Origin of the sequence: Noviherbaspirillum aerium (assembly GCF_008929045.1) — a bacterium.
Taxonomy (GTDB): Bacteria; Pseudomonadota; Gammaproteobacteria; order Burkholderiales; family Burkholderiaceae_D; genus Noviherbaspirillum; species Noviherbaspirillum aerium.
In genome coordinates this window covers 240,673-261,667 of sequence record NZ_VFAH01000002.1, presented here as the reverse complement: position 1 = coordinate 261,667, position 20,995 = coordinate 240,673, and the positions used below count along the sequence as shown (strand labels likewise).

The window sequence follows — 20,995 nt, the reverse complement described above, 5'->3', positions numbered from 1 at the left end:
AGCCGCTCATGCCGATCAAGAGCCTGCTGATGTCAATGGCTTGCCGATCCGGCTTTTCCTTGAAGAGAGAATACGATATGACAGGCACCCATCCAGAATTTGCCGGCGATGAGCCCCATGGCACCATGGAGACAGTAGCTCGATTCGACGGGCCGATGCCAACGGGCGTCACGGTATCACGCAAAGGGCGCATCTTCGTCAACTTTCCAAAATGGGGGGACGATGTGCAATTTACTGTGGCCGAGCTAAAGGAAGGCAATCCGGTCCCGTATCCGGATCAAGCATTCAATACCAGCGATCCGCAGGATCCTGCAGCGGCGTTGTTATCAGTGCAGAGCGTCGTGGTAGACCCAGCGGACCGGCTATGGATACTGGATACCGGCAGTCCACTGTTTCAGCCAACGCAATATGGCGGCCCGAAGCTCGTTTGCGTCGATCTGGTCACCGATCAGGTGGTTGGGAAAATTTTGTTTCCGCAAGACGTTGCATTGCCGACGACTTATCTCAACGACGTGCGCTTCAATCTCCAAATGGGTAAGGAAGGAATGGCATTCATCACTGATTCGTCGGACAAGGGGCCCAACGGCATCATCGTGGTGGATCTCGCCAATGGCAAGAGTTGGCGCCGTCTGCATGATCACCCTTCGACAAAGACCGAGAGCCTGAGCAGCTTCATGCCTATCGTGGAAGGCCGGCCATTCCTTCAAAGCCAGCCGGATGGCAGCGTCATGCCGGGACCCGCAATGGGGGCGGATGGAATCGCAATCAGTGCCGACGGTACCCGTCTGTACTATTGCGCGCTGGGCAGCCGCAGGCTGTACAGCGTATCGACCCAGGCACTGGCCGATGCATCGCTCGGCGACCATGACGTGATCGCCACCATTGTCGACGAAGGAGACAAGGGTTGCGGCTCGGACGGTCTGGAGTCGGATGCCGAAGGACGCATCTACGCGACCGACTATGAGCACAACGCTGTATTGCGCCGCAAGGCCAATGGGGAATGGGAACCCGTTATTCATGATGCCCAGCTGCTCTGGCCGGACACAATGTCGATTGCGAGCGATGGCTATCTGTATGTTACGGCAAACCAGTTGCATCGCCAGGCCAGCTATCACGGCGGGCAGGATCTGCGCCGCAAGCCCTATGCGTTGTTCCGCACCCGTATCGATGGCACACCTGTCCTGTTGCGATAAATCGCTCGCGTGCCGCCACATCGTTCCTGGACCAAAATCCAGCCTGTACGGGCCGTCCAGAGGCTGCTTCTGCCGGCGCCTCAATCAAGGCAACAACGCCATGCTGGTAATTCCTAATGGCGTTGCCTGCGCTGCCACCAGTGTTTGAGGAAACCGACTAATACTCAAGCCATAGCGTCAGTTCTCCGACCGGCTTGCGCAGGAACGGGATGTCCTGAGCCATCAGCAGCAGACCCAGCGGTATGAAAACGGCCGCGGTCGCTGCGGACCGCCGTGAGCATGTTGCTCAATGCACGTCATCCCATGTATATCGCGTGGGAACCCGAACTGCTACTGCTCTACAACGATGGATATCCTGGGGTTCTCGGGGCCAAGGCAGCGGACCCGAGGCGGTTGTTGGGCATGCATGCCTTTCCGCGAAAGTTCTCATCCTGCTCTATCAACAGCTTAAACGGACTTTGACTTTCCGCTCCTGGGAAATTGCAAAGGCAGTTGCGGGTCGCGCCCAGAAATAAGTAGGATTTACGTCAATGGCTGGAACTGAACAAGTACCATCCTTATTTAAGATTTCTGTGCCGGAGGGCGGTCCGAGAACGCGATTGCCAACTTTATCGGGAAAAAAGACATTTTTCCGACATTATGGCAAGCATATGTCTTGCGACGCCGCTCTCCGAGCGCGTGAGCGCCTAAAGCTATATTGCGTCTACCAGTCCCAAGCAAAAGAGGATCTGACCAGTATCGAGACGTTATAAAAGTAGCGAAAATTGTCGCAATTAAAGCCCCCGGCTGGAAACGGTCTACGGGCTTTCTTACTTGTCGATTAATGAGCCATACAGCATTGGCTGGCGTTCCGCTGGCGAGCTGTAGGGGTGACGTACACGGGGCCGCGGATACACTGGCTTGATGATTCGAGCGAGCTCGAGTGCGGATAGAAGGGTGGCATAGCCGTAGATGATGAATAGGCAGATAAAACCGAAGACGCAGCAATATGTGTATTTCCGCCGCAACCTTTCAACGTAGGTAGGTCTTGACGCCCTCGCGCCTGCCATATGGGTCACTTCCTGCAAGCCCGGAATTCTTCGGGATTCAGATGCAAAAAGCCGTGCAACTCCTTGTCAAAAAAGGTCTTTCTCTAGAAATCCACATTGTCTGTGGACAACTATGTGAATAACCGGGGCTTGACAAGAGAAACGCCCAAGTACCATGCGGGTCTGGCTCGATTGCCTTCTTCTTGAGCAAACCTTAATGCTGATAGAAATCAATAAGTTAAGGCATGGAGTTCATTCCCAGGTGCCATCTCTTATAAATGGCCAATGCTGTTTTTGATAGCGAAGCCAAATGTGTACAACCATTGAAAAACCGCAATATGTCTAGCCCCCGACCACGTCTTTGTGGCGTTGATGGCCACGCTGCCCAGTGCGTGAACGGACCACACCGAGCCAAACCGTTAGGCAGGCCGGGCAATTTCAGCCAGCGCAGCGTTGATACAACCGCGCATCGCCCGAGCAGTCATGTAGGTATGTAGGGAGGAATTGCGTCTTGCGGCCGTAGCCAGGGATCGGCCGGTAGCTGCGGGCAGATCCGGATTGGCTCCAACGCTCAGCAGGTAGTCCACTGCCTCGATGACGCCCCGTTGACCCGCCTGGAAGAGCGCAGTTTCCCTTTTTTCATTGAGAGCATCCACATCCGCGCCTTTACCAACCAGTAAGCGCAACAGGTCCAGCTGACCACTGCGTGCAGCTCCAAATAACGGTGTCTCGCCATCCTTATCTCGTGCGTTTGTATCCGCTCCTTTGGCCAACAGCATCTCCGCCATATCAGCTTTAGTAGCCACATGCAGTGCTGTCACATTTCTTACGCCGCGGCCATTGACATCGGCACCAGCGTCCAGCAGGCGCCGTGCCATGTCTGTCTTGCCATGCCGTGCCGCCATGATGAGCGGCGTGTCAATGTTTGAGAGGCTGATGTTGGCATCGTCGCCAGCGTTGATTAGCCAACTGACGACAGCACCAAGGCCCATGCCGGCTGCCAGATGGATTGCCCGCCGCCCGCGCCTGTTCGGAAGGTGCCAGTCAATTCCGCGTTTAAGTAAGTAGAGTGCGCAGTCCTCACAGCCTGCCTGAATTGCATGAAAAAGAGCGGTTTGGCGGAAGCGATCGACGGCGTTGATGTTCACCTTGTGCTCGTCTAACAACACGGCAAGTGTGTCAAGTGCGCCTGCTGACGCGGCAGCCAGGAAGCTTTCATTGTCGTTGCGTTGCCTGGTTCGTTTATCGGTATCGAGATACATTGGTATTGGTTCTTCTGTCTTGAGGTCGGCGCCACATAGAGAATCAGGATTCCCATGACAGCAGCATTGGTATGCTTGCTTGCGCTAATCAATGAGCTATGACAACAGCAGAAGGAAAAGATCCCCACGACTCGACTTTTGCTGGCAATTCGCGATCGCTTTTGCTACCGAACCGATCACCCATTGGCTTTTTAATAAGGATGATGGCAATTCAATTTCCGCATACGCAGGCACCGCAAAAGCAAACAGGAGCCATGTCAGGGAAAGTGCCTCAACAGTTCAAAGCGACTTGCCTGTCTCGAGTCTTGGATCTCTCCTGGCGTATCCAGTTTTGCGTGACGGCGGACTGTGGCTGGCGAGCTTTCGCATCCAAGTATTGGATATGCTGGTCGAGGAGGATGCATTCTTCCGACGCGGATCGGGGTGCCCCCACTGTCAAAACATTTTGCTGACCAGCGTTTTGTGCTTCGGCGGCCTTGCGCTGCGCCATCAATACCAGCAAATCGGCTTTCGGAGGACTCATGATTCCTCCGGAATCATGTAGCACGACATCCTCAATTTTTGCCCCTGCCGGGCATTCGGTATCGGAATATACCGTTTTTCCACTTACGATACATTTGCGGATTCCGTGCGCCACCGGCGGCCGGATTTCCGCATTACCCGCCGTTTGAGGGGGTATTCGCGGAGAGGCGGCTTGTTGATCCGTGACGTCCTTTGATTCCACAGGTCCCTTTTGCGATGCCCGCATAGAGGTCGACATCGACCTTTCTATTAGCCATAAGCCTGCGCTAACAAAGGCGATACCGAGCACAATGGATAACACCACTTCTTTTTGAATTCGCATTTTCAGTATGGCCTCGATCCTGGCCCTATCGTAGATAGATGATTAGACCGCAAGAACAATGGGTACGCATCCCACGAATATGAGAAGCATCGCAGCACCCCCACGACCGGCGCGCCGTAACGTTTGGGATGCCGTCACCGCGATTTGCCAGAAGTTGGTAATGGCGGCGTCATTGAGCAAGGGCAGTACACAATGGGCTAGCAACACACGAATGTAGTAGAGAGGCCGCACCGAAGGCCAAAAGATGCGGCTTGCCATAAAAATACGCTAACCTTACATACGTCGATAATCACACGCCTATACGGGGAGACAAGATGAGTGCCATCGGATGGATCGCAGGAGCCGTCACCGTTGCCATGGTGTGGGGATTGGCCGGTCTATGGCTGAGCCGGCGTCGAACAATGAAAGCGCGCGCCGGTGAACGCGGCTATCCCGTTGGTGGAGAAATGGCCGACCTGAACCGATTGTTGCAAGAAGGCGGGGTCTCGCCAGAAGAGTACGAGTTACTAAAACGCCGCATACTGGCTGGACAAGTGTATTAGGCGACATAGCCATAACAACTCGCGTGCCCTGTATCGCTTCTGCAGGTCAGCAGCATCTTGTGTGAAATGGCAAGGTAGATAACGGTAATCACCCGCGTTTCCTATTTTTGACGGCTTCCGCCTGTAATGGAAGAGGATAGGGATATTCTTCCTCTCATTATCCTTCCACAAGCAATCGGCACGCCTTCTTGAGACGCGATAAGCGCAACAAGACGGAACGCCTCTACAGTAAGCCTGTAGGTACCTAGTGCGAAGTGTCGTTTAGCCCGTGATCAGATCAGGTCACGGGCTTTTTTCGTTCGTGTTATCTAAGTGACAATCAGCGTCGTTTGCTGTGACGGGTGCGATTTCAAATTGAAGGAGCATGATCCATCTGTTAATCGAAACCTTGCCTCTTTGCTTCGCTCAGCTATACTTTGCTTCGTCGAGGAGGATACAAGGCATGACCGACTCGACAGATCGCTCCTGACCCAGTTGCTACTGCCCATACTGGCCAGGCTTATATTCAGAACAGATGTGAAAGATTGTCATGGCAACAGGTACCGTCAAGTGGTTTAACGATTCCAAGGGTTTCGGTTTCATCACACCAGATCAGGGTGGGGAAGATCTCTTCGCTCACTTCTCTGCAATCAACTCTTCGGGATTCAAAACCCTCAAGGAAGGTCAGAAGGTCTCCTTTGAAGTGACCAAGGGCCCCAAGGGCATGCAAGCGTCCAATATCGTTCCTGAATAAGCTTGCTCATTGAGCCTGCCCTGACCGGGATGAAGCGATCAGGGCATGAAGCTGAACCCCTTCCAGGTCTGGCAGATGGGCAAAGGGGAGTTTTTTATTTGGACCATTGAGGTACCGCAATAGTCTTGATTGCGGTTAATGAAGTACGGTTTTTTTCGAGTAAAGCCGCGTGCGAGCACTACCTTCCGCGTTGATTTCTCCGCTTTTGGCCATGACACTGAGCGCATTGGACATCCGCTGAATCAGCTTTTTACGGTCGTCAGCGTCCGGCTTGATGCCAAGCGCAGCGATCGCGGCTTTGAACACCTCGGAGGCCGGTTGCGGTGTGTCAGTCAATAATGTTGGCCAGAAATCCTTGCCCGTAGGCGGCAATCTGGATCCCTTTTTACCTTTGGCCGCGACGGTTTTTGAATTGTCGGCGGTATTGCCCTTGGCTTTGGATGATGACGCTTTACGCGTCTTTGTGCGAGCGCCGGTAGCTGGAGCATCAATGGCAGTCAATGTCTCCAGTACCCCTTCAAGGTTCTTAACAAGCTTGGCGTAATACTGCATGCCTTCCCGCGCATGCATTAACTCCTGTTCGACGGCTTTCGCTGCTGGTCCGAGATTTGCCATAATGAGTTCCTCCATTCAATGGAAATTGCGTTAAATTAAGTGCCGTAATGGACAAGTACTTATTACGCTTTGTTCAGCAGCGTGGCGTGATAAATCTCAATTATTGGCAGAGCCAAGTCTATGCTCCGGCCTGATCTTGAAAATCAGGCGTCCACAGGAAAGCTTAAGGCGAAAAAAAACCCGCAGGCCGAAGCTTGCGGGTTCAATCCAATTCAAGGAGAGTTGGAGGAGACAGTTCTTACTATACTGCGCTGCATCATCTCTGTCCTCTTTATTTTTGTTATAAGAGATATACAGTATGGTAATAAGGAAATAACTATCAGCCTTCTTAGTGATGTACCAGACAGATACCTCTCTGTTCCCGTGATCTTTCATTTTGGATTTTTAAGACCGCGCAACAGTTACTACACTCAACAATGAAACTCGTAGATCCTTGTATCGCGATGCCTGCCCTCGACCCTATTAAAGCCGCTTGCCAACAGGCGCTGGAAGACGCCAAACACTGCGACGACTGGCATGCATCATATTGTCGCGTTGTCGATCCAGCGTCTGTTCTTGGACTCATTGGGGAGATTGAAGCTGGTGATGGTGAACGCTTTACTGCGGACCGGGCCGCGTTTGTTAAACTGGTTCGCGACCTCACGGGTTATATCAAGCTGGCGACAGGAGACAAGCCTGATCCAGTACGGGAAGACCTGTTGTTGCAGGCAAAGGAACTGATTGCGCAGAGCCGGCCTTAGCCGCGGCGCCGTTTTCAGGGATTGTTAGAGTGCCGCTTAGCTAGCGACGACACCAGATCACGTAATTTTTCACGTGCCTGATCAAACCCGTGTTCGCGGCGCCAGCGGTTGAGATCGACAAAACCGGCAGCCCCAAGTGCACACGCGGCGATGCTGATGCCCTGGAACGCCGTACTGTCGAGTTCACCGTCCAGAACCCGGACGCAAAGGAAAGGGACGTCCCGCATATCCGGCATCGATTTGACCAAGCGCAGCAAATCAAACATCTTGCTTTCGGCAAAATGCGTGCCGCACACGATCACATCGAAGCGGCTATCGAGAAGTCGCTCTGCTTCGGCCATCGAGGTACAAAAGTGCAATGTAAAGTAGTCTTGCCATGCCTCTCGCACGATCGGAGTTACGCCGGGTACTTCCGCCACGAGTACGCTCATTCTTGCATTCGCCATTGTATGCGCTTTTATTTTTTGGCCAGTATGCCTCTCCTTATTGCTCATCATACGTGAAACACATTTCCTGAACCATCGTGCTATTCTATTGCTATTCGCTCACCAGACTGCGATAGCGCTCATACACGGATGCTACGCTGCTGCACATATGCAAGGAAGTGCCAGCAGTAATGAACTATAAACACCATCTTGACTGCATTCAGGAACTTAATTAAACCGTTTGTGCCAATGAACAGACGGCATAGGGCCGACGCATTCAAGGGCGTATGCATAGCCCGATCACTGCACGATAGTCTTGTTTAGTCTTATTCATTGACGAGCTCCAACTTATACTGAGAAGTCATGCCTCGCAAACCAGAACCGGTCGCTGCTCCCGCCGTCATCAAGTGGACAGAAGAAGAATGGGAAACAATCGCCAGACGGCTTCTTGAATTAAAGGGCCGTGAGCTATTGCATTCACCCCAGCTCGACGAAATCAAGGCCAAGGATGTATTCCTGGCGCAGGACAGTTTGCCGGAAGAGCGGCATCGCAAGCTGATTTCGATTTCTCAAGGCTTCCAGGCAATCCGGCAGCGCATCCATGGCATCTTGCAAAGGGTGGCGAGCACTTCGCAGAATGACCTGTTCTCCACATCGAAGCCAACCGTTACCGTCACCGATGCAACGCTAGCTGTGACAGTGGATGAGCCACGGCAGCGACATGGCCGTAAAGGTGCTAAACATGTAGCGCCACCGGCAGCTGAGCCCAGCACGCCGCCGACAGCAGAGAACACAAATAGCATCAACGAAGAAGAGCGGTTTCCAGCGGCGCCTCGTGTTGAGGAGCAACCGGGCAATGCCGCGCCGGCCGATGCAGGCAAACAGCCAGCGCACGAATACAGGGATAGTGCGCGACAACCGGTGTCCGGCCCAAGCCACATTGGGCAACCCAAGGTTCGCACTCAGGCAGCACAAACACCTTTGCCTGCAGCCACTGGTGATTTCATTGAAATGGCGCGCCCGTTCGTGTCCATGGTATGCGAGGAGTTGGCCAATGCGCTGGTCAATAAACTGATGGAGCAGGGCGGCAGTCAGGCAATGTCGTCGTTGTTCCAGGGAGCGTTCAACGGTGCAAGCCATTCCTCTTCGCGAGAACAACCGCGCAGACACGAAAAACAGGGTAAGTCTTCCTATACTCGCCCTTCGTTCTCGGATGAGCCCGGTATGACAGCGGAGTATTCGCCGGCTGCCAGCCATGCAAGCGACGAGGAAGACGGTGACCATGCAGAAGCCGATGTGCAACCGTTGTTTGACCCGAAACTGCCGCCTTCCGCCAACAGCACCTTCAAACCCATGATTGCGCTGATCGGCACCAGCCCACGCGACTTCGAAGACCTGCAGCAATACTATCCGCAGCTGGAACTGAAAGTGGTGTCGTTGGACGACCTTCGTACGGCGCCATCACTGCGTAGCTGCCAGCGCATGATGGGATTGCGCGAAGACATTCCTGCACCGGCAGACGAGTACCTGAGAAAGACCTTCAGGAACCGGTATCTGCGCGTCGTTGGCGGGCTCAACCAGGTCCGCGAGCAACTCAACGCCTGGTTGTCCAACCCCGGCACCATCAATGAGCAGCCTCGCTGGCCGCGCAAACAGGGTAACCCCAATGGCAAGGGTCAAGGGCAAGGAGCAGGTTTTCCAAAGAAACGGCAATTCCGCCGTCCAAAGCCGGTTCCGCAATCCTAAACGTCAGTTCCGGATCGGGCTACCGACGCGTCCACACAGCGTCCGCAGCCGCAGTCATGCTAAGCGACAGGCACTGTTTCAGGTCTGATCAGGCTGGCTTTATTGGGAAGCGACTGGCGACTGAGGAGGCGTGCGAGCGGAACGCCGATAACGAGTGGGTTCCTGACTGTCTTCTTCGAGCCAGGGCTCCCAAAGTGAAGGCACGGCGCGCGAGACATACACCAGCGATGGCTTGGCACTTACTGTTGTCGCACAATGGGGACATTCAATCACTCCCACACGCATGCCGCGGCTTCCGAAACACGGACTGCAGTGTTCGACTTCAAAGAGTCGACGGCAAAAAGCATTGCTGCATCTTTCCAGATGAACTGACATGCGTGTCTCCGTTATGGATTTTGTTTGTCCGCGCCGCCTGATTCAGGATACATCGTCTTTGACAGAACGCAAGCAGTAACTTTGCGTACCAATGGTGCTTATCAGGCCATGCTGGATATAACGTTTAGCCTGCTGTTTTCTTGTTGCGGCCTGCTACAATCACTCATCTTCTGATCCTTCACCTTCCATGAACGAAGAACTGACCCGTCAGCTTAGGCTTTGCACTTCGCTGCCGACACCGCCCTCGACAGCGGTGCGCATCATTGAACTGGCCAACAGTCCGAACGCCAGCCTGATGCAAATCGCTGATGCTGTCGCGTTCGACGCGGCCCTGGCGGCCAAGATGCTCAAGGTCGCCAATTCTCCGTTGTATAACTCGCGTCGATCGGCCGGCAATGTGCGGCAGGCGATCAGCCTGCTGGGAACGCACGCGGCAATCACGATTGCGCTATCGTTTTCGTTGGCAGGTGGATTGAAGTCATCGCGGCAGAGCGCTGAAGTCCAATTATTCTGGCAGCGCTCCATCCTGTCCGCACTGGCCTGCCGGATACTGGCACAGCATTTCAAGCTGCCCGCTGACGACTTGCTGCTGGCAGGCCTGCTGCAGGATATCGGCATTCTTGCAATGCAAACCGCATTGGCGGAAAACTATACGCAAGCGACCATGGCGGCGACAGACCATGACCAGTTGCTGCAGGCAGAACGAGTCGCGTTCGGCTCCGGCCATGATGAAGTCGGATACTGGCTATTGAAGCGTTGGCATCTGCCGGATCACCTTGCCGTGTCATGCCTGACCAGTCATATTGAGCCGATTGGTGATGCCGCCGTGAACTCAAGCAGTTGTGTCGCCATGTCAGGTTATCTGGCAGACGTCTTCCTGAAACCGACTGATCCGGTGGTGACCCTGCGTGCAACGAATGCCGCTTCCCGTTGGCTGGGAATGGATGCGCAAGCGCTCACCAACATCATTGATGGCATGCGCGAAGGTGTGAAAGAAGTCGAGGACCTCTTTGACACGCCTTTGGTGGAGGCGTCACAAGCTGATGCGCTGGTGGCCGAAGCCAGGGAGCTGATTTTTATTGCAAATCTGCGCCAGTCCCGTGAGCTCGAAGAGCGGGCGCAACGTGACGCGTTGACCGGAGCACACAACCGAGCGTATTTCGATGATGCGCTGGGCAAGGAATTCAATCTTGCGATTCGCCATGGCTGGCCGTTGTCGGTAGCGATGCTCGATCTCGATTATTTCAAGCGCATCAACGACACCTATGGTCATGCGGTGGGAGATGCGGCCCTGCAGGCAGTGACGCGCGTCATCCAGTCACAAATCCGGAACGGCGATATCTTTGCACGATATGGCGGCGAAGAGTTTGTGCTGCTGTTTCCCGGTACGCCTGGAGAAGCGGCGGCGAAAGTGCTCTCCCGAATCCGCGAGACCATCGGCTCCTTTCATCACACCGTGGATGCGGATACCTCATTCAAAGTGACGGTATCGATTGGCTTGGCATCGCATGTCAGCGGACAGGACGTGGTGCGGTCCGGGATGGATTTGGTCAATGCTGCTGACCGCGCGCTATACCTGGCCAAGGCGCAAGGGCGCAATCAGCTTGCGATGGCAGCAGCCTAGTCTCCAATAAGGTGGTCATTGACTATATTGCACTGCCGGATGACAAATTGATGGAATTGATTCAGAATCGCCCTGCAGTATAAAAATCCAGTTCCAAAGAGGACGGCAGGAGACACGTGAAAGCCCACAGTACATTGTGCTGTGGGCTTTTACCTTATGCGACGTTATAAGGTCAGAGAATGTCTGTCATTCACATTTGAAAGAAGGCAGCAGTGTTGTAGACGGGTGCCATCGTCTCGTCTCCTCCAACTCTTCTTGAATTGGATTGGCCCGCGCTCTGCAAAGTCTGCGGGCTTTTTTTTCTACCATAGCCGATACAGGTTGGAGGATCGTTCATTTCCCTACCAGACTCAACGCAATGACGCGTCAAAGAATGAGAAATTGGTGATTGAGGATTGTGACAAGATCGATATCGCGCGCATCATGATGAAACGCATTGATGGCGTAGTTGCGCAGGCGCGTGTGAGCACGCTGACCCTGGCCAATGCCGTTCTCTAACGTTGGGCCTGCGATGTGCCGGAAATCGGTGAAGGCCAGTGTCAGATTCGGTTCATCTTTGAAGACGGCTTTCAGTACCGTAGCCAGTTTAGCCTAAGCCGCTCCCGTTTTGACGTTCATGCGGGCTTAACCCATTCATCATGGTGTCGCGGCAGATCCTCAATGCCGGCCTTGCCATAGGCATCCATGTCCAGAAACCGTATTCCCGAATAAAACCCGTCCGCACACCCATCGCAATAGACAACTGTGCTCCATGCATTGGTACGACGCGGACCGTCCGGAACGGCAAGCGCCATTGCATAGTTACGGCCAATGACAAGGGGATGTTGACTATGCAGACACAAACCGGTTAACGAAATATCGACAGTGAAGACGGAATAAGATCCAACATCGTCTAGAGCGGATTGCAGGTGGGTGTATGGAAGAATCGGTTTGCCCTGGGATGCAGGGCAAGGCGGGAGGAGCGCCGTGTGGCGGGCCACACCAGCGACGAACAACGCGGCCAGCGCCCAGGGCAAGCCGAGGCGACCGACCATTCACCTGCAATCCGCTCTAGGAGCACCTTCTGTCGAAGGCAAACTGCAGACGCAGTTGAATGCGCTCTTCAATGTCAAAGGTGGAAAGCATGCTAGCAATGTAGTTCCGGTCGGGAATCAATGTTTCATTTTTGGAACTTTGATTGGGGCACGTCGAAATACAGCCGCCCCAAGGCAAAAAGGTCATTGCGATGTTGTGGTTTAGGTGTGCGCTCCACTAAAAAGGCCCGCAGAAGCAGAATTCAATGCGGGCCATAAAGTCCAAACCGGAAGTTTGGGAGGAGACTTAAAGTAGATAAGGATCCCTGTGCCAAGTTCAAGAGCCATGTTGAGTGTTTTCTCTACACGCGAACTTCCCAATAAGGAAACGTCATTAGTATTGATGCAATTGCGACCTGGTCAGGATGTGGCATCGAGAGTACGCTGACACAACTGACGTCAGGGCAGTTACGGTAGAATAGCAATACTGTCTTTATATACAGTGAAAGTGGAGAATGGCAACACACATGAAAAACGCAAAGGGTGACATTGATTCGTTGAAGCGCTATGGGATTGCCGATGCTGCCAGGGCACGCAGCACAGCGCACATTCTGCGCACCGTCACCAGGCAAGCTCAAAAACAATCGGTACAACCTCAGGCGCCTAAAATTCCAAAAGCAAAGACATTGGCTTGAATGTGCATTACACCAATCGTTTAATTTATTCACCTGTGAATAAATTGCTCAAGGAATACCCGCATAACTTAAGGACTGGTCCATCGACTAACCACTGCAACAGATTTGAATGCCTGTTGAAGCCTGCTGAAGCCTGCTTAAGGCTCAGCGCTCACGGGTATGAGTGTGCGCTTTACCTCAAGCGGCTCTTGAGCCAGTCACGAGCGCCTGCATCCATCGCTGCGGCAATGACTGCTGGTGGCAAGCTATAAACCGTAGCCCAGGTGGCACGCCCATCGGCGGTGTTGGAGGGGAAACTCGCCGTTTCTATTGGCCAGTGATATTTGCGCTTCAAGGCTCTGATGATAGCGGCAAGTGTCACCCGTCCGCGCAGGGGCTCGGCACCAGTCTGGTCCGTGTTGGAAAGCAGGACGGCGAGCACAGCGCCACGTGCGGTACGCGGGCCGGGAAATATAGGAGATTTGGCAGACATGACGATATTCTAGCCTTGGCGCCAAGTCACTGCGGTTTCCGGCTTTCCGTGTTCTATTGATAACGACCGACGTGGAAATGATTTAACTACTTTGTAGTGTGCCCACTAGAGTACAGTGAGCGAACAGAAAAGTCGAAATGGCGTCTGGATAAAATGAATGGAAGTGGACGAAAGCCGCGTCTACCGGTCAAGCAGCTCTTAACTCCGTAATGAGCTCACATTCCTGAGTAGGCGGAATCTTCATTACGATGGTCTTATGTTTACCGACCCTGTAAGGTGCAAGACTTTGGATTTCTTGCCCGAGTTGGTCCATCTTGTCGTTCAAACCGGAGATCTAGAAAAAGATCCGATGGTCGTCATCGGCGTATTTGTTTGAAGCTACTTCTGACCACTTCAGAAGAGGCCTTTGTCTACTTTTGAAATGAGAGGGGCTACCCGCATGGCTTCCGCTGCCTGACGCGCAACGACGTCCTGAACGCGCAACAACATGTCCCGCTCCGCGCCTTCGTTCTCAAGCTTTTGCACTAGCCCGGGGAGCACATCCAGACAGCCTTTTGCCATCCGACGCAGTTCGCTGGCCACCAGCCGCGGCACCAGCTTGTTTTCGTGCGCCATCTGGGCCCAGTCGTAGGCGCTGACCGTGAGTGGATCAAAATTGTCGCCGACTGCCATGGCCAGCGTGTCCTGGACGTTATCGCCGGCATAGACTAATGCACAGACGAGATCGTAGGCCGGCGCGACGGTCAGGCCGCCGCCGTCACAAAAAAAACTCATGTTCTTGGCGTGCGCATCGGTATTGCCGACCAATATCTGGAAGATTGCCCAACGCAGGAACTGCAGCTTCGAAATCCCGGGCGCCGGCGTTATCGTCTTGTCGTCAAGCAGGGTGAGAAATCGATTGAGCGACGCACCGTCGCGCACATACTGCACATCGATGGCGTCACCATACGGGCGCTCATATTTAAAGTCGACCGGCAAACCTAGGGCCTGGCAGCCATCAATGCAGTGGATCCGCTGAACGAACATCCTCCCGTCCGCCGCCGGTATCGTCATGCGGTCAAACCGCTCGATGACCAATACCGGCTCGGGGACATGCTTGAGGTGAACGTTCGCAACAGGCAGCCTGAGCGCCGCGGCCAGGCGCATGCACATGAACTCGTTTGTAGTCATACCGGCCATGAAGTTGGCAACGGGCTCGGGTTTGACGATCAGGGTGGACGCCAGGCGCGGGTCTTCGACTAAGAACCACTGGCCATCCTTCTCGTAGACCGCCAGTTTGTCCTGGTAGCCGGCAATGGACAAGCGAACCTTGCCATCCCAGACAGAAAACGGCATCTGCGGCCGCTCCCTGATCCGTTGGGAGAGCTCTCTATCAGGAAGTGGGCGTGACGGCTGTGCCATCTGGAGCGGGTCTTCGTCGGGAAGCGTGAACATTAACGCGCCGGCAGTCTCCCGACCCAGCACATGCAAAAGACCTATCACGCTGGTCTTGGAAACATTATTGACGCCGGCCGCGTCTTCAAGCGCCTTCCCCTCTGGCAGGAGGTTCTGGAAAAACTGACGCACTGCCGCACTATGCTGATCGGCGTTCTGTTCCGGGTCAGGTGTGAGCGGCAGTGTCGGCCCAAGCGCAAAGGCGCCGCGCCGGGCGATCCAGTCCGGTCCGTATTTAAACGCAAACCGGCTCATGGCGCCATCGTACGACAGCAATCCTACACGCTGTTGCTGAGCCCATACGACGAGATTCATTTCATGCTCCCGTCGGAGGCCGTGCTTCGGATCTGACTGCGTAGTACCTCACGCTGGGCGGCCGGGGCAACGAACAGGCTGACACCGAGTGCATCGGCAATTTGGAGGATCTTTCCGATACTGACACCTGGGCGGCCGGCTTCGACGTCGACGAGCGTTTGTATTGACACGTTAGCCACCAGTGCCGCGTCCGACACGGTCAGGCGAGCTTGGGTGCGTACGGCCCGTATGGCCCGTGCAAGCACTTCGACCGAACTCACAAATGGATCCGCAGGAAAGGCAGTGGGTTGAACCGTTTTCATGGACACACCGAATATTCTGCAATAGTAGAATATTAGACCATGGAGTCATGGGACACAAATAAAATTCTGCTATAGCAGAATCATAGGTGCTGGATGCTGGGAAATTCACTAAAAATTCTGCTTTAGTAGAATATACCAACTCCCTCCGCCTATATCCGCCAATGACTTCAATCCCTGCAGAAGCAATGCGCGGAGAAGGGCAGCCGACTGCGTCTTTGAACGCAAAAATTATGGACGGGCAATCCAGATGACCGTTTGATCTAGCAGTGATGCCTCAGATCGCTCTCTTGGTCGGCGGCGGTTAGCACCTCAAGCCGAAATCTACATCCGGTCTTCCCTTCCAGCCTGATATACAGCACGCGCGTGCGACCCGGCCTGAGTCGCATGCTGGCAGAAACTTGCGCCAGTGCCAGGATCATGCCGCCATTAGAGAAGCCGCGCGGACGGTCCTTTCTTTAAGGCCAATGGCATGGTTCTTTGCCCTAAACCATGCGCTTCCTAAAGCCAGTTATGAACTAATAAAGTAGCAACAGGTTCATGGCGGCATGACTGCCAGAAAACCTTATCCCAGCGATGTGCGAGACGAAGAGCGGGACTTCGTTGCACCTTACCTGACATTGCTGCAATTAAACGCAGCGCTGGATCAAGGCAGGTTGCTTCGAATCGATTGCGCATGATCTGCGTTCACTGCTACGCCTTGCTGCCGGACGCGAACCGGCACCGACGGCAACTATCCTCGATAGCCGAACCATCCAACTTGGGCCGCACGTTTCCGAAGATTGGCACGCGATCATGAACGCATGGCACAGACGTTAGCCGCACTTCACTATGTCGCCTTCATCTGCCTCATGCTCAGCAAAACCATGTCCATCTTCGGCTTTAATTCATAACAGGCTCTAGTGGTGTGATTCCCTTGTCTCGCCATGATTTCGCCACATTTGTATTCAACAAATTTAAACTCACACCACTAGACCGTTTATGGACAATCTGGTGATTATGTCTAAATTCGGGCATTAGCATCAACCTTGATGGCGGAGTCAGAGCAAAGAGGAGCGCAATAAGTCATGCGAGCAGTTAGACGGCTCCAGAAGAGTCTACCGGCACCGCATTACGCTCGTTGGCCAGCAAGGTGGCCGGTGCAATGCCCATCCATCGGCGAAACATCTTGGAAAACGCGCTGGGACTGGAATAGCCCAGTTCTACAGCGACGTATGTAACGCTGCGCCCCTGATCAAACAGATCAAACGCTTTCATTAGCCGGGCCTGCATTTGCCAGCGACCGAAACTCATGCCGGTTTCCTTCGGAAAAAGCCGGATGATGCTCCGCTCGCTCAGCCCGACTTCGATGCCGAGCTGCTCGATAGAAGGCGAATCCGACAGGTTACTTAACACCTTTTCGCATAGCCGCACGAGCCGTGTGTCGCGTGGCATGCGCAATCCCAATGGTTGCGGCCGCAGCAACGCTATTTCGTCAAGAATCAATTGCATGATGCGTCCGTCCATGCCGTGCTCATCGTACATCCGGGGAATGGCCATTGCACGCAGGATGAGTTCCCGCAAGAGTTGAGATACGAAGAGCACTTGGCAGTCCTCCGGCGCGCATTGCATATGCGCCGGATCGATGTAGACGGTTCGCATTTCCACTCTTCCACTCATACGGATAGTATGTTCCACTCCGGCAGGTACCCATAGCGCATGGCTCGGAGGAACGACCCATAAGCTGCTGTCCGCTTGCACCGTCATGACGCCCTGTACGCCGAAGATAAGCTGAGCCCGGGTATGATGATGCGGCGGAATGACAGCCCCGGCGGAGTAGGAACTGGCAAGTGCCGAAACAGGGCGCGCAACAGCTGTCGCCACGCGCGAGGCTGCGCTCGCACGCAAATCGTTCGGGAAAGATGGCGGTTTTGGACGCATTGTTGGCGTATTAGAGCAGGACAGCCATGGCTGCGTCAAACGATCATATGTGTACATAAACGGAAATGACCATCCAGCATGCATAACAAGACCACCGTGGCGCTGCTCAATCTGGGTCACGCCATTGACCACATGTTTCTTCTCATCTTTGCGACCGCCGCCACGACGATCGCTTCAGACTTCGGCCTGGTCCGGTGGGAGGATCTGATGCCGTACAGCGCCGCCGCGTTTTTTCTTTTCGGCATCGGCTCGCTACCGTCGGGGAAGCTGGGCGACCATCTGGGGCGGCGAACATTGATGATCGTGTTCTTTTTTGGCATGGGTGGGGCAGCGATTTTGGCAAGCCTGACGCAGTCGCCCATGCAGCTGGCATGTGCGCTGGCGCTGCTTGGTTGTTTCGCGTCCATCTATCATCCCGTCGGCATACCGATGCTGGTGCAAGGCGCAAAGCGGCCGGGGTGGACCATTGGCGTCAATGGAATGGTAGGGAATCTGGGCATTGCTGTTGCCGCCGTTCTGACCGGATTTCTCGTCAAACATTTCGGATGGCGGCCGGCGTTTGCCGTACCAGGCATCCTTAGCATTGCCTGCGGCATTGCATTTGCCTTGGTTGCGAACAACGAATCCACACCGCCAGCCAAGCGTGCCGCCACCCAATCAGAACTGCCGCGCGGCCTGCTGGCGCGGGTATTCCTCGTCATGACGCTGGCAGCGACAAGCGGCAGCCTGCTCTTCAACTTCTCCACCAATGGCAATTACGAACTTTTGCACGAGCGATTTGCTGCGGTTACTCGCGATCCGGCAACGCTAGGTCTATTGCTTGCACTGATTTACACGGTGGCATCCCTTGCACAACTCGTCGTCGGGCGCCTTCTGGATCGTTTCCCGCTCAAAAAGCTTTATTTGACCGTGCTTGCAATGCAGATTCCATTCCTTGCGCTGGCGGCCCATGCTGAAAGCTGGTGGTTGTACTTGCTCCAAGGCCTGTTCATGGTGGCGATCTTCGGCGCCATTCCCTTCACCGACGCCATGATCGTGCGTTACGTAGACGACCGCATGCGCTCACGGGTTGCAGGAATGCGGCTAGCGGTATCGTTTGGCGCAAGTTCCATCGCGGTGTGGCTGCTGGGTCCATTGGTGAAGCAGGCCGGTTTCAGCGTACTGCTTTGGATGATGGCAGGTATCGCAGCCTTGACATTCACTATTGTTACCTGGCTGCCTGCTGCAGCACCACAAGGCGTGAAGGCATGAACTATAGGTACGAGGGGCGAGCATCAAGCTTCCTGTCCTTCCGCGACGGCGAACATCGAATCGGCCATGGCCGGTCTTGACGCAAAGTGAGTGCCTTAACCGGTGAGACGTGGATAAAAGGACGGTGAAGAGGCTCTTGGCCTGAGAACATTCTGGAGATAATGTCCGATTTTTTACCCGCCGAACAAAGTTTGATACTGCGCCGAAGCGTTACCAACTGTTCTACAGTAAAGGCATGGTTGGGATTCGTTTCAATCAAGGAATTTCCACGATCTGCCAGATAAAACCCTATGCGAAGGGCACTTCAATGGCGTAAGAAGGTGGCATATTTCAGCATGCTGGGTGTTATGGTGGGAGGTTCCAGAAGTTCTCCTTCATGACTTAACGGTATGGCCAAAATTCTATGGGGCCGGTCACCAGTCCCTTGTCCATTTGGATGCGGGAGGGAACGGTGCATTAGGTAAAAACGAACCATGCGCTTCCAAGGGCTGTGGTCGTCGCATCGGAAAGCCGCCGTGGCGGGTCGTGGAAGAATTAAAAAAGAAGAACGCGCCGACTGAGTCAGCAGGTCTATACCGGCATTGGGAACACATTGCTTGCAAGCGTACGGAAGTTTCGTACGGCGGCGCTTTCGCGCTGAGGCGAGTACACCAGGGCAAAGCCGATCTCCGCCGAGGCCGGGAAATCCGTCAACTCGCGATAGATGATCTTGTCGTTCACGAACCGCTGCATCACGGACGGTACGAGCGCAACGCCCAAGCCGCTTTCCACAAGCGCGAGCACGGTCTGCACCTGTACCGCTTCTTGTGTGATGCGCGGCAGGAAACCTGCATGCTGACATGCCAGCATTGCTGCACTGTGCAAACCGGCGGCTTCATTGCGGGCATACATGATGAACGACTCTTCGGCCAGATCGGCCAGCGACAGCGGTCCCTTGGTAACAAGGCGATTGCCGCGAGGAAGAGCGGCAATGAACTGGTCGCGTTCCAGCAGTACCAGCGCCGCCGCCGAGCCTCTCAGCAGAGGAGTGCGCACGAGTCCCACGTCCAATGAATCTTCCTCAACCATCTGAACGATTCGTGCCGACGTTGCCTCGCGCAAGATCAGCTCTACGCCAGGATATTCAGCGCGGAACAAGGGAACGAGCTTCTGCAGCATGCCGAACGTCGTCGAGCCGACAAACCCTACCTGCAGCGTACCGCCCGTTCCGTCAGAGGCGCTTTGGGCGATTTGCGCAAACTGGCCGCCATGAAACAGGAGGCGCTTGGCTTCAGCCAGCGCAGCTTCTCCGCTCGGGGTCAGGCTGACGCCGTTGGGCAGACGGACAAACAGCTTCGTGCCCAGTTCCGCTTCGAGCTTCTGGATCGATACCGACAGCGGCGGCTGCGCCATATGCAGCCGTTCGGCCGCGCGGCGAAAGTTCAGCGTCTCGGCCAGGACGACAAAGTGACGGATGCGGCGCAGGTCCATTGTGGGAACGTTCTCGTAGGCCCGCAGTATAACCGCTTTGCCCCGCATTGCCGTCCCGGGCATGCCGCAATCAGCCCTTGAATACCGGATCGCGTTTTTCGAGGAAGGCCGATACGGCTTCGCTGTGGTCGGCCGTCTGATGCGAAAGCGCCTGGTAGGCAGCGGACATCTCGAGCAGCGTGTCCAGGCGTGAATGCATGCCCTCGCGCAGGAGGCGCTTGGCCAGACGCACAGCATGCGGCGGATTGGCAGCGATCTGTTCCGCCAACGCGCGCGCGGTCGGCAGCAGCTCTTCCGGAGCGACCACGCGTGAGACAAGATTCCATGCAAGTGCCTGCTCGGCGTCGAGCATCTGGCCGGTGAAAGTCATTTCCGCGGCGCGCGACAGACCGATGATCCGGGGCAGCAGCCAGGCGCCGCCGTCGCCCGGAATGATCCCCAGCTTGACGAAGCTTTCGGCGAACTTCGCTTTATGCGAGGCAATCCGTATGTCGCACATGCAAGTCAGATCCAGTCCGGCCCCGATCGCTGCACCGTTAACCGCTGCGATGACGGGCACTTCCAGATTAAAGAGGGCCAGGGGGAGTCTCTGGATGCCCTGGCGGTATTCCTGCCGTATCTGCATGCCCGTCACATCGGCGCCTGCCTGACGCTCCATATCCTTGATATTGCCACCCGAGGAGAACGCATTGCCGGCGCCGGTCAGGATGACGGCGCGCACGCTGCGGTCGTTTTCGATGCGCTGTATCGCCGCAATAAACTCGGGCACTGCGCTATTTCCTGTCAGCGGATTGCGCCGTTCCGGCTCGTTCATGGTCAATGTGACGATATGTCCCTCTTGTTCGTAAAGCAGAAACTCCGCCATGTGCTCCTCCAGTCGTGTCGCCTTGCGTGAATAAGTGTCAAGCCTATTCATTCCCGCAGTCGATGTCCAATATCGAAAACTAATAATGCGATACGAGATTGGTATGGGAGAAAACTCTTCTCCACCTGCAAAAT

General features: G+C 54.8%; 18 protein-coding genes. 8 read left to right on the top strand and 10 right to left on the bottom strand.

The annotated features are described in order from the left end of the window. Positions 1-8: 8 nt before the first annotated feature. Entirely contained in the window at positions 9-1,193 is a 1,185-nt protein-coding gene (locus FH061_RS04465) for an L-dopachrome tautomerase-related protein (RefSeq protein WP_225984479.1), read from the top strand. A gap of 1,447 nt (positions 1,194-2,640) precedes the next feature. On the opposite strand, the gene FH061_RS04455 is transcribed toward FH061_RS04465, so the two are convergent. After that, positions 2,641-3,483 (bottom strand): ankyrin repeat domain-containing protein, encoded by an 843-nt coding sequence (locus FH061_RS04455; RefSeq protein WP_151633390.1) that lies wholly within the window; start codon positions 3,481-3,483, stop codon positions 2,641-2,643. Between the two features lie 271 nt (positions 3,484-3,754). After that, positions 3,755-4,327, bottom strand: coding sequence for a hypothetical protein (locus FH061_RS04450; protein WP_151633388.1), 573 nt, complete (start codon positions 4,325-4,327; stop codon positions 3,755-3,757). 314 nt (positions 4,328-4,641) lie between these two features. On the opposite strand from FH061_RS04450, the gene FH061_RS04445 reads away from it, so the two are divergent. Both FH061_RS04445 and FH061_RS04440 read left to right on the top strand, forming a co-directional pair. Continuing rightward, positions 4,642-4,869 carry a hypothetical protein gene (locus FH061_RS04445; RefSeq protein WP_151633386.1) on the top strand — a complete coding sequence of 76 codons (228 nt, stop codon included), beginning with the start codon at positions 4,642-4,644 and terminating at the stop codon, positions 4,867-4,869. 529 nt (positions 4,870-5,398) lie between these two features. Continuing rightward, positions 5,399-5,602 carry a cold-shock protein gene (locus FH061_RS04440; RefSeq protein WP_151633384.1) on the top strand — a complete coding sequence of 68 codons (204 nt, stop codon included), beginning with the start codon at positions 5,399-5,401 and terminating at the stop codon, positions 5,600-5,602. Between the two features lie 135 nt (positions 5,603-5,737). On the opposite strand, the gene FH061_RS04435 is transcribed toward FH061_RS04440, so the two are convergent. Next, positions 5,738-6,217 carry a hypothetical protein gene (locus FH061_RS04435; protein WP_151633382.1) on the bottom strand — a complete coding sequence of 160 codons (480 nt, stop codon included), beginning with the start codon at positions 6,215-6,217 and terminating at the stop codon, positions 5,738-5,740. A 416-nt stretch (positions 6,218-6,633) separates the two neighbouring features. Between FH061_RS04435 and FH061_RS04430 the strand changes: the two genes are divergently transcribed. Further along, a complete protein-coding gene (locus FH061_RS04430; protein ID WP_151633380.1) occupies positions 6,634-6,957 on the top strand; it encodes a hypothetical protein in 324 nt (107 codons plus the stop codon). A 14-nt stretch (positions 6,958-6,971) separates the two neighbouring features. On the opposite strand, the gene FH061_RS04425 is transcribed toward FH061_RS04430, so the two are convergent. After that, positions 6,972-7,454 (bottom strand): response regulator, encoded by a 483-nt coding sequence (locus FH061_RS04425; RefSeq protein WP_151633378.1) that lies wholly within the window; start codon positions 7,452-7,454, stop codon positions 6,972-6,974. A 291-nt stretch (positions 7,455-7,745) separates the two neighbouring features. Here FH061_RS04425 and FH061_RS04420 point away from each other — a divergent pair, with 291 nt between their 5' ends. Then, on the top strand, positions 7,746-9,128 hold the full coding sequence (locus FH061_RS04420) for a hypothetical protein (protein WP_151633376.1): 1,383 nt from the start codon (positions 7,746-7,748) through the stop codon (positions 9,126-9,128). 562 nt (positions 9,129-9,690) lie between these two features. Continuing rightward, a complete protein-coding gene (locus tag FH061_RS04415; RefSeq protein WP_151633374.1) occupies positions 9,691-11,127 on the top strand; it encodes a sensor domain-containing diguanylate cyclase in 1,437 nt (478 codons plus the stop codon). A 614-nt stretch (positions 11,128-11,741) separates the two neighbouring features. Here FH061_RS04415 and FH061_RS04410 read toward each other — a convergent pair. Beyond that, the gene (locus FH061_RS04410; protein ID WP_151633372.1) at positions 11,742-12,161 is read right to left on the bottom strand and encodes a PilZ domain-containing protein; all 420 of its coding nucleotides are present in this window, start codon (positions 12,159-12,161) and stop codon (positions 11,742-11,744) included. 506 nt (positions 12,162-12,667) lie between these two features. Between FH061_RS04410 and FH061_RS30290 the strand changes: the two genes are divergently transcribed. Then, positions 12,668-12,835, top strand: a complete 168-nt coding sequence (locus FH061_RS30290) for a hypothetical protein (protein WP_192804905.1) — start codon at positions 12,668-12,670, stop codon at positions 12,833-12,835. An 865-nt stretch (positions 12,836-13,700) separates the two neighbouring features. Here FH061_RS30290 and FH061_RS04400 read toward each other — a convergent pair. From FH061_RS04400 to FH061_RS04385, 3 genes are all read right to left on the bottom strand, one after another. Further along, a complete protein-coding gene (locus tag FH061_RS04400) occupies positions 13,701-15,056 on the bottom strand; it encodes a HipA domain-containing protein (protein WP_151633368.1) in 1,356 nt (451 codons plus the stop codon). Further along, the gene (locus FH061_RS04395; protein ID WP_151633366.1) at positions 15,053-15,358 is read right to left on the bottom strand and encodes a helix-turn-helix transcriptional regulator; all 306 of its coding nucleotides are present in this window, start codon (positions 15,356-15,358) and stop codon (positions 15,053-15,055) included. Before FH061_RS04395 ends, FH061_RS04400 begins: the two co-directional genes overlap by 4 nt. A 1,074-nt stretch (positions 15,359-16,432) precedes the next feature. Then, positions 16,433-17,275: an AraC family transcriptional regulator gene (locus FH061_RS04385; RefSeq protein WP_225984503.1), complete on the bottom strand. Its 843-nt coding sequence runs from the start codon at positions 17,273-17,275 to the stop codon at positions 16,433-16,435. 78 nt (positions 17,276-17,353) lie between these two features. On the opposite strand from FH061_RS04385, the gene FH061_RS04380 reads away from it, so the two are divergent. Beyond that, complete coding sequence (locus FH061_RS04380; RefSeq protein WP_151633362.1) at positions 17,354-18,526, top strand: MFS transporter; 1,173 nt, start codon at positions 17,354-17,356, stop codon at positions 18,524-18,526. Positions 18,527-19,096: 570 nt separating this feature from the next. Here FH061_RS04380 and FH061_RS04375 read toward each other — a convergent pair. Both FH061_RS04375 and FH061_RS04370 read right to left on the bottom strand, forming a co-directional pair. Continuing rightward, positions 19,097-19,996, bottom strand: a complete 900-nt coding sequence (locus FH061_RS04375) for a LysR family transcriptional regulator (RefSeq protein WP_151633360.1) — start codon at positions 19,994-19,996, stop codon at positions 19,097-19,099. Between the two features lie 70 nt (positions 19,997-20,066). After that, entirely contained in the window at positions 20,067-20,861 is a 795-nt protein-coding gene (locus FH061_RS04370; RefSeq protein WP_151633936.1) for a crotonase/enoyl-CoA hydratase family protein, read from the bottom strand. Positions 20,862-20,995: the final 134 nt, after the last annotated feature.

Bases quoted from the DNA above. Each gene is read 5' to 3' on its own strand.
- FH061_RS04465 (WP_225984479.1), top strand. From the start codon at position 9: ATGCCGATCAAGAGCCTGCTGATGTCAATGGCTTGCCGATCCGGCTTT.
- FH061_RS04455 (WP_151633390.1), bottom strand. From the start codon at position 3,483: ATGTATCTCGATACCGATAAACGAACCAGGCAACGCAACGACAATGAA.
- FH061_RS04450 (WP_151633388.1), bottom strand. From the start codon at position 4,327: ATGCGAATTCAAAAAGAAGTGGTGTTATCCATTGTGCTCGGTATCGCC.
- FH061_RS04445 (WP_151633386.1), top strand. From the start codon at position 4,642: ATGAGTGCCATCGGATGGATCGCAGGAGCCGTCACCGTTGCCATGGTG.
- FH061_RS04440 (WP_151633384.1), top strand. From the start codon at position 5,399: ATGGCAACAGGTACCGTCAAGTGGTTTAACGATTCCAAGGGTTTCGGT.
- FH061_RS04435 (WP_151633382.1), bottom strand. From the start codon at position 6,217: ATGGCAAATCTCGGACCAGCAGCGAAAGCCGTCGAACAGGAGTTAATG.
- FH061_RS04430 (WP_151633380.1), top strand. From the start codon at position 6,634: ATGAAACTCGTAGATCCTTGTATCGCGATGCCTGCCCTCGACCCTATT.
- FH061_RS04425 (WP_151633378.1), bottom strand. From the start codon at position 7,454: ATGATGAGCAATAAGGAGAGGCATACTGGCCAAAAAATAAAAGCGCAT.
- FH061_RS04420 (WP_151633376.1), top strand. From the start codon at position 7,746: ATGCCTCGCAAACCAGAACCGGTCGCTGCTCCCGCCGTCATCAAGTGG.
- FH061_RS04415 (WP_151633374.1), top strand. From the start codon at position 9,691: ATGAACGAAGAACTGACCCGTCAGCTTAGGCTTTGCACTTCGCTGCCG.
- FH061_RS04410 (WP_151633372.1), bottom strand. From the start codon at position 12,161: ATGGTCGGTCGCCTCGGCTTGCCCTGGGCGCTGGCCGCGTTGTTCGTC.
- FH061_RS30290 (WP_192804905.1), top strand. From the start codon at position 12,668: ATGAAAAACGCAAAGGGTGACATTGATTCGTTGAAGCGCTATGGGATT.
- FH061_RS04400 (WP_151633368.1), bottom strand. From the start codon at position 15,056: ATGAATCTCGTCGTATGGGCTCAGCAACAGCGTGTAGGATTGCTGTCG.
- FH061_RS04395 (WP_151633366.1), bottom strand. From the start codon at position 15,358: ATGAAAACGGTTCAACCCACTGCCTTTCCTGCGGATCCATTTGTGAGT.
- FH061_RS04385 (WP_225984503.1), bottom strand. From the start codon at position 17,275: ATGCGTCCAAAACCGCCATCTTTCCCGAACGATTTGCGTGCGAGCGCA.
- FH061_RS04380 (WP_151633362.1), top strand. From the start codon at position 17,354: ATGCATAACAAGACCACCGTGGCGCTGCTCAATCTGGGTCACGCCATT.
- FH061_RS04375 (WP_151633360.1), bottom strand. From the start codon at position 19,996: ATGGACCTGCGCCGCATCCGTCACTTTGTCGTCCTGGCCGAGACGCTG.
- FH061_RS04370 (WP_151633936.1), bottom strand. From the start codon at position 20,861: ATGGCGGAGTTTCTGCTTTACGAACAAGAGGGACATATCGTCACATTG.